The sequence below is a fragment of the Bacillus sp. P4_D3 genome (assembly GCF_056401855.1).
This window is the reverse complement of record NZ_JBFUIN010000081.1, coordinates 1-11,751: the sequence shown is the minus strand read 5'-3', so window position 1 is coordinate 11,751 and position 11,751 is coordinate 1. Positions and strand designations below refer to the sequence as shown.

General features: G+C 34.8%; 12 protein-coding genes and 1 riboswitch. Of the genes, 10 read left to right on the top strand and 2 right to left on the bottom strand.

What is annotated here, in order from left to right; genetic code table 11:
* The 6 genes from AC1DTM_RS11910 to AC1DTM_RS11885 form a co-directional block, all read left to right on the top strand.
* A partial coding sequence (locus tag AC1DTM_RS11910) for a cytochrome c biogenesis ResB family protein (RefSeq protein ID WP_477000260.1) occupies positions 1-625 on the top strand: 625 nt, incomplete at its 5' end.
* Between the two features lie 14 nt (positions 626-639).
* The gene (gene resC / locus AC1DTM_RS11905) at positions 640-1,797 is read left to right on the top strand and encodes a cytochrome c biogenesis protein ResC (protein WP_477000259.1); all 1,158 of its coding nucleotides are present in this window, start codon (positions 640-642) and stop codon (positions 1,795-1,797) included.
* A 299-nt stretch (positions 1,798-2,096) separates the two neighbouring features.
* Complete coding sequence (resD, locus tag AC1DTM_RS11900) at positions 2,097-2,813, top strand: DNA-binding response regulator ResD (RefSeq protein WP_002158614.1); 717 nt, start codon at positions 2,097-2,099, stop codon at positions 2,811-2,813.
* Positions 2,813-4,588 (top strand): sensor histidine kinase ResE, encoded by a 1,776-nt coding sequence (resE, locus tag AC1DTM_RS11895; protein WP_088098870.1) that lies wholly within the window; start codon positions 2,813-2,815, stop codon positions 4,586-4,588. The genes resD and resE overlap by 1 nt, the downstream gene beginning before the upstream one ends.
* A 139-nt stretch (positions 4,589-4,727) precedes the next feature.
* On the top strand, positions 4,728-5,309 hold the full coding sequence (locus tag AC1DTM_RS11890; protein ID WP_002149412.1) for a cob(I)yrinic acid a,c-diamide adenosyltransferase: 582 nt from the start codon (positions 4,728-4,730) through the stop codon (positions 5,307-5,309).
* 84 nt (positions 5,310-5,393) lie between these two features.
* Positions 5,394-6,008 (top strand): peptidoglycan DD-metalloendopeptidase family protein, encoded by a 615-nt coding sequence (locus AC1DTM_RS11885; protein WP_016104315.1) that lies wholly within the window; start codon positions 5,394-5,396, stop codon positions 6,006-6,008.
* Between the two features lie 164 nt (positions 6,009-6,172).
* Here the strand turns inward: AC1DTM_RS11885 and AC1DTM_RS11880 are convergent, their stop codons facing one another.
* Positions 6,173-6,859, bottom strand: a complete 687-nt coding sequence (locus AC1DTM_RS11880) for a hypothetical protein (RefSeq protein WP_002149409.1) — start codon at positions 6,857-6,859, stop codon at positions 6,173-6,175.
* A gap of 247 nt (positions 6,860-7,106) precedes the next feature.
* A riboswitch (FMN riboswitch) is annotated at positions 7,107-7,246 on the top strand.
* A 163-nt stretch (positions 7,247-7,409) separates the two neighbouring features.
* Between AC1DTM_RS11880 and AC1DTM_RS11875 the strand changes: the two genes are divergently transcribed.
* Positions 7,410-7,988 (top strand): ECF transporter S component, encoded by a 579-nt coding sequence (locus AC1DTM_RS11875; RefSeq protein WP_002011769.1) that lies wholly within the window; start codon positions 7,410-7,412, stop codon positions 7,986-7,988.
* 113 nt (positions 7,989-8,101) lie between these two features.
* Here the strand turns inward: AC1DTM_RS11875 and AC1DTM_RS11870 are convergent, their stop codons facing one another.
* Entirely contained in the window at positions 8,102-8,350 is a 249-nt protein-coding gene (locus tag AC1DTM_RS11870; protein ID WP_477000258.1) for a ferredoxin, read from the bottom strand.
* 297 nt (positions 8,351-8,647) lie between these two features.
* On the opposite strand from AC1DTM_RS11870, the gene AC1DTM_RS11865 reads away from it, so the two are divergent.
* From AC1DTM_RS11865 to AC1DTM_RS11855, 3 genes are all read left to right on the top strand, one after another.
* The gene (locus AC1DTM_RS11865) at positions 8,648-9,709 is read left to right on the top strand and encodes a YpbB family protein (protein ID WP_016104316.1); all 1,062 of its coding nucleotides are present in this window, start codon (positions 8,648-8,650) and stop codon (positions 9,707-9,709) included.
* Positions 9,699-11,228: a RecQ family ATP-dependent DNA helicase gene (locus AC1DTM_RS11860; protein ID WP_477000257.1), complete on the top strand. Its 1,530-nt coding sequence runs from the start codon at positions 9,699-9,701 to the stop codon at positions 11,226-11,228. Before AC1DTM_RS11865 ends, AC1DTM_RS11860 begins: the two co-directional genes overlap by 11 nt.
* Positions 11,228-11,751: lysostaphin resistance A-like protein (locus AC1DTM_RS11855; protein WP_477000256.1), on the top strand; the 524-nt coding region annotated here is incomplete at its 3' end. The genes AC1DTM_RS11860 and AC1DTM_RS11855, both read left to right, overlap by 1 nt.

Genomic DNA, 11,751 nt, shown 5'->3' with positions numbered 1-11,751 from the left:
ATTTGCTGTTTATCAAGTGGATTACAAAGAAAGTGAATTTAAAAGCATGTCTTTCCATTTGCAAAACAAAGAAAATAATCAAAAGTGGGGACCGATTAAAGTAGATTTAGCGAATCCTACAGAAAAATATGATTTAGGAAATGGGCATTCTCTAGAACTATTAAGCTATTTTCCTGATTTTTATTTTGATGAGAATGGAAGGCCGAATACGAAAACAAAATTACCGAATAATCCTGCATTCGTCTTTAAAATGTTTACCCCGGAAACACCAGATGGTGAAGTTAGTTTCGTCGGTATTCAGCAAAACATAGAGCCTGACGGGAATAATAAATATAAAATGTCATTTGCAGGTGTGGAAATGCAAAATGCAACAGCTCTTACAGTAAGAAAAGATTTGACGCTTTGGATTCTCGGTATTGGAGGATTTATATTTATGGTTGGTGTGATTCAAGGTATGTATTGGAACCATCGCCGTATTTGGATACAACGTGTTAATGATGAATGGTGGGTTGCAGGCCATACGAATAAAAATTGGTTCGGCTTAAAGAAAGATATTGAAAGAGTACTAGAAGGAACAGCGATTCCACAACCACACGATAAAATGAATGATAAAAAAATTAGTTAAGGTGGGGAAACGATATGGTACAAATAAGTAGTAATTTTCTGTTCGCCGCGTTCATCTTATATTTAATTGCAACTTTATTTTTGGGAGGATCAATTAAAGAAAAAGGTCATAAGTGGGCAAATATAGGTATAACTATAGCAATTTTAGGATTTATTGCGCAAATAGTATATTTTATTACAAGATGGATTGCATCAGGACATGCACCCGTTAGTAATTTCTTCGAGTTTGGTACCTTCTTTGGTATGATGCTTGTGGGAGCTTTTATCATTATGTACTTTGTATATCGTGTAAGTATTATTGGTTTATTTGCTTTACCGGTAGCTCTTTTATTAATCGCTTATGCAAGTATGTTCCCGAGAGAAATTTCGCCGCTTATCCCATCTTTAAAGAGTAATTGGCTACATATTCATGTAACGACAGCGGCAGCGGGACAAGCAATATTAGCAATTAGCTTTATTACAGGCGTAATGTATTTACTGAAAAATGTAGATCAATCAACAAGAAGTAAGCGTACATTTTGGTTAGAGACAGTAGTTTTCACACTTGTTTGTACAGTTGGATTTATTGGAATAACAACGGTATTTTCTAGTATGAAATACGAAGCGAAGTTTCAATGGATTGATAAAAATGAACAACAAGTTGAGATGAAGTATAATCTCCCTGCTTTAGTTGGACCGCATGAAGGGAAATTAATGACGGAAAATAAATTAGAGCCAACAGTTGAAGTCCCAGCGATTGTAAATGCGAAAAAATTAAATACTGTTATTTGGTCAGTGTTAGTCGGAACACTACTTTATATTGTATTAAGACTTGTTTTACGTAAGCGAGTGTCAGCTGCACTTCAGCCGTTAGTAAAGAATACGAATAGTGATTTATTAGATGAAATCGGATATCGTTCTATTGCGATAGGATTCCCAGTGTTTACATTAGGAGCGTTAATCTTTGCAATGATCTGGGCTCAAATCGCTTGGACGCGCTTTTGGGGGTGGGATCCAAAAGAAGTTTGGGCGCTTATTACTTGGCTCTTTTATGCTGCAGTATTGCATTTACGTTTATCTAAAGGATGGCATGGAGAAAAATCCGCCTGGCTTGCAGTAATTGGTTTTGCAATCATTATGTTTAACTTTATTGTAGTAAACTTAATTATCGCGGGTTTACATTCATATGCATAGAGAAATAAAATAGGAGAGTGTATGTCACTTTCCTATTTTATTTTTGTCAATTTTTCTTCTTTTTTGAGAAAAACATGACAAAGTAGTGGTTGATTCTGTAAAATGATGTCGAGGACCAAATATACTGTTCAAAAAAAATACATAGTTTTGGAAAAAAAATGAACAAACTTTATTATTCTTGTGAAGCATAATATGAAGTGGAACGTTAAAAAATGCTTAATTAAACGAGGATAGGTGCAACATTATATTGTAGAAGGGTAGGTGTAAACCGTTGTGGTAAAAATACGCAGCGGGTAGAAATGGAAAATGAATCAAGAATTTTAATTGTAGACGATGAGGATCGTATTCGTCGTTTATTAAAGATGTATTTAGAAAGAGAGCAATACACAATTGAAGAAGCGGATAATGGTGATACAGCTTTAGAAATGGCGTTACAAAATGATTATGATTTAATCCTATTGGATATTATGATGCCTGGTAAAGATGGTATCGAAGTGTGTAAAGGGATTCGTGAGAAGAAAGCGACGCCAATTATTATGCTGACAGCAAAAGGTGAGGAAGTAAATAGGGTACAAGGGTTTGAAGTTGGAACTGATGATTATATTGTAAAACCGTTTAGCCCGCGTGAAGTAGTACTTCGTGTGAAAGCGGTATTACGCCGCGCTGTACCAACGACATTCTTTACACAAGATACAACGACGAAAGATGTTACTGTGTTCCCTCATTTAACAATTGATAATGATGCGCACCGTGTTACAGCGGATGGCAATGAAGTAAACTTAACACCGAAAGAATATGAATTACTATTATTCTTAGCGAAAGCTCCGGATAAAGTTTTTGACCGTGAGCAATTGTTAAAAGAAGTATGGCAATATGAGTTCTTCGGAGATTTACGTACAGTTGATACGCATGTAAAGCGTTTACGTGAAAAGTTAAGTAAACAATCACCAGATGCAGCGAAGATGATTGTTACCGTTTGGGGCGTTGGTTACAAGTTTGAGGTTGTGAACGACTGATGCTTTGGAGAAGTGTAGTAGGGAAGTTATGGATGACCATATTACTTCTCGTTTCGTTTGTTCTTGGATTTGTTGCTATTTTACTTTCACAGTTTTTTAGAACGTATTATGTTGATATGAGTGAAGCTAGGCTTCAGAAAGTTGCAACAAGTGTCACGGAATTAATTGAAGAAGGTGCCGATGTAAAAACGATTGAGGATATTGCTTACAAATTTTCTGATCCACTTTCAAGGATTATCATTGTAGAAGATGGTAAGGAAATTTCTTCTTCGCCGAAACAAGAAGGATTAGTTACTCTTACAATAGATGATTTGAAAAATGATAAAGAATTAGCAGCTGTTTTTACAGATAAAAAGGATATTAAGAATAATATTAGAAAAGCTTCTAATAGTAGGAAGAATAAGAACACTGAAAATGATATTATGATCGTCGGGAAACCAGTACAGTCAAAAAATCAAAGTGCGGTGTTTGTATATGAATCATTGCAAGTTCCAATACAAGGTATGGAGAGAACGACTGATTTTATTTTCTTATCAGCCGGGATTGCGATTATTTTAACAACTTTCTTTGCATTTTTCTTATCTACTCGAATTACGGCACCGCTTCGTAAAATGCGTGAGGTTGCATTTGAGGTAGCGCGCGGGAAATTTGATACGAAAGCCCCTATGGTGTCGCAGGACGAAATTGGTGAGCTTGCAACTGCTTTAAATCAAATGGGGAAACAGTTGAAGTTTAATATGAATGCCCTACAGCAAGAAAAAGAGCAGTTAGCTAGCATTTTGAGTAGTATGGCAGATGGTGTTATTACGTTAAATCAAGAAGGTGAAGTCGTTGTTATCAACCCACCGGCAGAGCATTTCTTACAAGTTTGGCAAGAAGAAAAAGAAGTGGAGTTAAGTAAAAAACTGCCTTCTGAACTTGTTGAACTATTCCATCTCGTTGTAGAAAGTGAGCAACAACAAGTTGTTGAAATTAATTTGCAAAAAGGTAACTACGTAGTTCTTATGACACCGCTTTACAATCAAACAAAAATTCGCGGAGCTGTAGCAGTATTGCGAGATATGACGGAGGAGCGTCGTCTTGAGAAAATGCGTCAAGACTTTATTGCAAATGTATCACATGAACTTCGTACACCGATGGTAATGCTTCAAGGATATAGTGAAGCAATTTTAGATGATATTGTGCAAACGAAAGAAGAAATTAATGAGTTTGTTCAAATTATTTATGATGAATCTGTTCGTTTAGGTAAACTTGTAAATGAGCTATTAGATTTAGCTCGTATGGAAAGTGGGCATGTAGAGTTACATATAGGTGAAGTAGATATTCACCCATTTGTCGAAAAAATTGGCCGTAAATTCCAAGGGATTGCAAAGGATAAAGAAGTCCAATTAACAGTGGATTTCCAAAGTCCAATTGAACGATATCCGTTTGATGCAGACCGTATGGAACAGGTATTGACGAATTTAATTGATAATGCAATCCGCCATACAAATGCAGGTGGCCATGTTACACTTGTAATTAATACGAAAAATAGTGGCCTTACTTTCGAAGTGCAAGATTCAGGTGCTGGTATTCCAGAAGAAGATATTCCGTTCTTATTCGATCGATTCTATAAAGCTGATAAAGCGAGAACGCGCGGGAAAAAAGTTGGTACAGGACTTGGGCTTGCGATTGCTAAAAATATTGTTCAAGGTCATGACGGGAAGATTTCTGTATCAAGTGTCGTTGGAGAAGGAACTATATTCTCTGTACATTTACCAAATCGTATAATTTAGATATATATGTTTTTTTAGGTAATCATGAATAAAAGCTCTACTGTTTTTTATTTTTTTGTAAGTGCAATTAAATAAAGAATGGTAGAGTTTTTTTCTTTAATAATCAGAATGAAAATAAAAAGAGAGGTGCCATAATGAAATGAAACTTTATACAAAAACAGGTGATAAAGGGGAAACGAGTGTCATAGGTGGCCGAGTGGATAAAGATCATATACGTGTAGAAGCTTATGGCACAATTGATGAGGCGAATTCTCATATCGGATATGCCATGTCTAAATTGCAAGAGGAATGTTTTCGTAATATTTATAACGAACTTGAAAATATTCAACATGAACTATTTGATTGTGGAGGGGATTTAGCAATAGTAGAGAAGAAAATCCCTTATAAAGTAACGATAGAGATGGTCGAGTATTTAGAGAGACGAATTGATTCGTATACAGAAGAAGCGCCGCCGTTAGAGCGTTTTATTTTACCAGGCGGTAGCGAGGTATCGGCTGCACTACACATTGCACGTACAGTTATAAGAAGAGCAGAACGTTGTATAGTGTCCTTGCAAAAAGAAGGAGAAACCAATGAAATTGTTCTAAAGTATGTAAATAGGTTATCTGATTATTTATTTGCGCTTGCTAGAGTAATAAATGCACGTTTACAAGTGAAAGATGTGGAATATAACCGCAGTGCACTTGTTTTTCGTAATAAAGAAGAGAAGGAAGTGGAGTAATTCACTTTCTTTTTTTGTATACTTTTTTCTGTAATATCCCACAATAGAGAAGGTATGACGGTTATTAGAAAACGGAGGATGTATATGAAAGCGTTAAAATGTGGCGTGGTGATATTGAGTATATTATTTTTATCTCAATTACATGTTTACGCTGAAGAGAATCAGTGGATATGGCCTGTTGATGGGCAGATAAGTGATTATTTTGGGACAAGACATGGGAAACACTATGGTATTGATATAGCTGCGCCTATTGGAACGCCTGTTGCAGCTATTCAAAATGGTAAGGTGACAAAGTCTTATTTTTCAAGTAGTTATGGAAATGTTGTGTTTATTAAACATGGAGAATATGAGGCTGTTTATGCGCATTTAAATAAGAGATATGTAGTTCAAGGGGATACCATTTCAAAAGGAAAGTTAATTGGAGAGGTAGGGAATACAGGAGAATCGCGAGGAGCGCATTTACATTTAGAAGTGCATCAAGGGAGATGGACGATGGAGAAAAGGACTGCGATGAATCCATTGCTTGTTTTAAATGAACAAAAAAATCAAGTCGTGTCATCATCACTATATGTTGTACAAAAAGGTGATACTTTAGTTGGCATTGCTCGGAAATTTAGTATGACAGTTGAGGAAATTAAAGTGAGGAATGGATTGCGACAAGAGCAAATCTATCCGAATCAACAACTATACGTTAAGTAAAGGAAACATCCCCAAAGCATAACTTTTGAATAGATTTTATTTGCTTTTTAGTTAAGATTGCGATAGTAAATGAAATTATATCGACTTAATAACAAAATGCGACAATAAGAGCAACCTATTCTTAACGAAAAACCGTCCCAAAAGATCTTTTGGGACGGCTTCTTTTACCAAAAAATAAAGACACATATAAATCCAGAAATAGCTAAGTAGCTATATAAGTAAAAGACTTTTGTTCTTGTTTTTTCTTTTGTCCGAAATAGTACGATAGTTGGTTCGATTAGACCAATTGTAAGACAAAGTAAACCAAGAAGCATAAAGCCAATTGAAAGAGAATACAGGGCGATTTGTGGTGCTTGAAATGGAATCATCCATTTTAATAAAAATGCAATAAGTGCAGTGTAACAAATGCTACCGATGTATTTATTCAATGGTGTATCAGAACGGAAACCAGGAAGTTTCTTGGAAAACGGACGGGAAACAACTTCCGTTTGTAAAGATGTATGTTCTTCAATTATTTTTTGAGCTTCTTTTCCTTTTTGGAAAAGGGATAAAATCCAATTTCGCTCACCTTGGAAAATAAATTGAGAAGTTGTTAAATAGTGATCAACTTTTACCTTATTCCAACTCTTCCATGGATGACGCTCACACAATTTTAATTTACTTTCTGTTTTTTTATCATACTGATAAATACTTATGCCATCTTGGTCAAAAGTAGCGTAGTATGTCTCTCTTGAGAATGTGCCTAGATCAATTGGACAGTAGAAAAGTAATTCTTTTTTCAAATAAAAGTATTCTTTTCTTAAGTTCTTTTTCATTGCTTCTCGAATAGAGTGTCTTTTATCTTTCTTCATGACATTTCCTCCATAACTCAGAAAATGTTCTTATCTTAACAATTCAACATCTTATCACTTTTGACGACATATGACTAGGGGATTCATAAGAGAAATACCGAATTATAAAAAATATGGGTTGTATTGTAAAATATAGTGATTGCTTCTTTAATAATATAAAATAAATAACTTATTTTTAATAAGTTACGCTTTTTTTGTTCACAATACGATCATGTTGTTGTATAATGAAATGGAAAATAGAATATCGGTCTATCTTCGGGGCAGGGTGAAAATCCCGACCGGCGGTGATGAACAGTTAATAATTTCGTTCTAAGCCCGCGAGCCGTTAAGGCAGGATTTGGTGTGATTCCAAAGCCGACAGTACAGTCTGGATGGGAGAAGATGGAGGTTCAAGCGTTCAAAAAAGATAAGTATTTGAACGTCTGTTTGATGTGCCTTAAAATTCTCCCTTTGTGTAAATCACAAAGGGTTTTTTCGTTCTATGAAAAAATAGGCATAGCAGAACCTTTCCACTTTCCATGAGAAGATCGATGGAAAAGGAGAGAGAAAGATGAAACAAAAAAACAGTGTAGTGCAGATGGTGAGTGTAGCGATGCTAAGTAGTATTGCGTATTTACTAATGATGTTGGATTTTCCATTCCCAGGGCTTCCGCCATTTTTAAAAATTGATTTTAGTGATGTGCCAGCTTTAATTGCGGCGATAATTTTTAGTCCAATTGCAGGTGTAATTGTAGAAGCGATAAAAAATATTTTGCATTACGGGATTCAAGGAAGTTTAACGGGAGTACCAGTAGGAGAAGTAGCAAACTTTATAGCGGGATGTTTATTTATTGGTCCAGCAGCATTCTTATTCCGAAAGTATCGCACAGTAAAAAGTTTAACGACAGGATTAATGCTAGGCACAATTACTATGACAGTTATTATGAGTGTGTTAAACTACTTTATTATTTTACCAGCGTACACTTGGTTTTTAAATTCACCAGCTATGTCTAGTGATATTATGCGACAAACTATTGTAACGGCGATATTACCGTTTAATGTAATTAAAGGAATTGTTGTAACAATTGTATTTGTAGCATTATTTTCACGCTTGAAAGTATGGGTATTTGCAAAAATGAAAAATGCTTAAAAATATTAAACCATTAGCAGTTACGCTGCCAATGGTTTTTTTGTTAGTGAGAATGAAAAAGAGAGCAAAAACCCCCCTCATACTTATGAGGGGGGTTTGAAGTTAATAAAAGACTATTCGAATTTTAAAGAGTCGCCATCAAATGATTCGTCAGCAACTTTAATTGAGTCAGTTGGACAACCTTCGAATGCATCCATCATATCTTCAATTAATACATCTGGAATTTCAACGATACCTTGGTTATCGTCTAATGTTACAAATGCAATACCTTCATCATCATAGTCATAAATGTCTGGTGCAGCAGCACCACAAGMACCGCATGCGATACAAGTATCTTTGTCAACGATTGTATATTTTGCCATCTTTTTTCCCTCCTGGTAATATGTATGTGAAAAGTTCGCCAAAAAATTATAACCTTATTGTAAAACGGTTTTTAAAACTTTTCAACATAAAATTATAATGATAATGCTTATCAATTAGGGTGTCAACTTATTTTTGAATTATTTCATAAGATTTTCAAAATACTTAAATGTTATTTCGTTTGATACAATAGAATATATACAAGCATGTAGTGTGAATATGATAAGTTAAATGAATAGCAGTTAATGTGCAATCATATTGAAAAAGGAATGAAGCTAGACAGAGAGGTGGAAGCGGTAATGCAGCTACAATATACTTTATTGTATTGTTTAAAACAATTGAATGGTGAAAGAACCGTTTCTTCGATTTATTATTTATTAAAAGGAAAGAGATCGTCGCAAACATTACAAGATGGGAATATGTTTCAAATTTCTTTTTTGTTTGGGATTTATAAGTCATTAAATAGAGCTGATTATGATCAAGAAGTTGCAAGGTTGTTACGAACGGATTTAGTTCAAGGTATACATGATAATACATATGTGTTAACGACTGCTGGTAACATGCAATTAAACAAATGGGAAAGTGACTTTGCCTTTCCGACGTATTTAAATGGTTTACACTATGGTGAAATAGGTGAAACGTTTTGGAGGAGATTATCATTGATCGTTCAAACCATTTCGAATTTACAACAGGCGAATACGAAATTTATGCCAATTCAACAGGATACAGAAATAATGATGTGGGTGAAACGCTTCCTCACTGGAATACCATATATGAGAAGTGAATTGGCTAAAAGATTATGGAAGGAAATGCATACTCTTTTACAAAAAAATAATCCAGTAGAGGCGACAATCGTAACATATCGGTTAACTGGGTATGAACGTATTGGGTGTACTTTACAACAATTAGCGGAAATTACGAAACAAGATATATTTCGAGTTTATTTTTTATTTTGGGGTACAATTCATTTCCTTATTCAAGAAGTTCGCAATAAAGAAAATGAGTTTCCATTATTAGCTGAAATTATATCTTATCCAAATGAGAAAGCTGATTTATTTAGCTTATCAACGAAAAAAACATATAATCTTTGGAAACAAGGACGCTCTTTAGAAGAAATAGCAACAATTCGGAATTTGAAGGTTGCCACGATAGAAGACCATTTTGTAGAAATTGCTTTACGAGAAAAAGAATTTTCTATTGAGATGTTTATGGAAAAAGAAAAAATAGAAAAAGTAACAAAAGTAATTGAAGCATTACAAACACGTAAATTGCGTGTGTTGAAGCAAGCGGTTGGAGAGGAAATCTCTTATTTTGAAGTCCGTCTTGTATTGGCGCGGATGGAGGGTATAAATGAAGCTTGAGGAATATTTATATAAGTGGTTTGGATATTCTGAATTTCGTCCGGGGCAAAAAGGAGTTATTACGGACTTATTGGAAGGGAAAGATGTTGTAGCAATGCTTCCGACTGGAAGGGGAAAGTCAATGTGTTATCAACTTCCGGGGCTTCTGCAAGAGGGTACGGTGCTTGTTGTATCACCATTATTATCTTTAATGGAAGACCAAGTTACGCAATTAAAGTATGTCGTGAAAAATCGAGTTATTGCATTGAATAGTTTTCGGACGTTAAGTGAAAAAAGAGAAGCAATGAAAAAGCTATCWTTTTATAAATTTGTTTTCGTATCGCCAGAGATGTTGCAGTCGGAACTTCTAATAAGAGAATTGAAAAAAATTCATATTTCATTATTTGTCGTAGATGAAGCGCATTGTATTTCACAATGGGGCTATGATTTTCGGCCAGATTATAAAAAATTAGATAAAGTAATTGAGAGTATCGGATCTCCGACAGTACTAGCATTAACAGCAACTGCGACAAAGGATGTACTGCGAGATATAGCGGAAAGTTTAAATCTAAAAAATATCGCTGAGCATGTGTACTCAATTGATCGTCCAAATATTGCGATGGAAGTGCAATTTGTGGAAACAATAGAAGAAAAAAAAGAGGCGCTTTTTGAGCATGTAATGTATTTGCAAGGGCCTGGTATTGTTTATTGTTCAAGTAGGGCCTGGACCGAGCGTTTAACCGAGTATTTAAGAGGAAAAGGAATTACAGGTTTAGCTTTTTATCATGGTGGTATGGAACATGAAGAGCGTATGTTAATTCAACAACAGTTTATGAATGACCAGTTGCAAATTGTAATATGTACAAGTGCTTTTGGGATGGGGGTAAATAAGGCGAATACAAGATATATTATTCATTTTCAATATCCGACAAATGTAGCTTCCTATTTACAAGAAATTGGAAGAGGGGGAAGAGATGGAGAATTGAGTATAGCCATTTTATTATGTAGTCCATTGGATCACGATTTGCCGATTTCAATCATTGAAGATGAATTACCAAGTAAATCGCAAATACAATTTTTATTTTCGTTATTACAAGAAAGAATGTTTCAAACGAAAGTATTACCATTAGAAGATGTCGAAGAAATTTGTTATAATGCAGCAAGATTTAATGAACAGTATTGGCGTTTTACACGTTATCATCTCGAACATCTTGGAATCATACAACAGCGAAATCTCATGCTAGAKAGCTTGTCAGATGAAATAATGCACAGATTAATAGCGGAAGTGGAAGTGAGACTGCGTAATAAATATAGTGAGCTAGAAAATATGAAGTCATGGATACAAGTTCAAGGATGTAGACGTGAATATTTATTACAACAATTCGGTTATAGAAAAGAAAAAGAGATAGAAAACTGTTGTGATTACTGTGGTATTACAAAAACGGATTATAAAAAAAGACGAGCGCAACAGTTAGTTTTCGACTATAATTGGGAAACAGAGTTACAAAAGCTTTTCGGCCTAGGGAAGATGGAGGAATGATGAACATTCAAAGGCATAATGTTGAAGATATGAGTCCAAGAGAAATAAGACTGAATCTCTACATAACACAACTAATCATTCTTGGTATCGGTTGTTTACTAGCATATATATTATTTCAAGATAAAAGAGAAGTTTATAGTTTGTGGAAATGGGAACCGGTTTCTATACTTGTAATAGGTAGCTTGTTAGCGATCTGTATTGTGTTATTAGATTATGTTGCAATGCGAGTGTTTCCAGAATCTTGGTTTGATGATGGTGGCATTAACGATAGAATGTTTCAAGGAATTTCTGTCATGCATTTACTCTTTATCACGTTTATTATTGGTTTTGCGGAAGAGTTTTTATTTAGAGGTGTAGTGCAGACTCATTTCGGAATTGTAATAGCGAGTTTAATTTTTGCTGTGTTACATATTCGGTATATAACGAAGCCTTTTTTATTTTGTTTCGTCTGCTTTATTAGTTTTGTTTTTGGTTATGTATTCGAGTGGACAGGAAATTTGTTTATAACTGTCCACTCGAATAC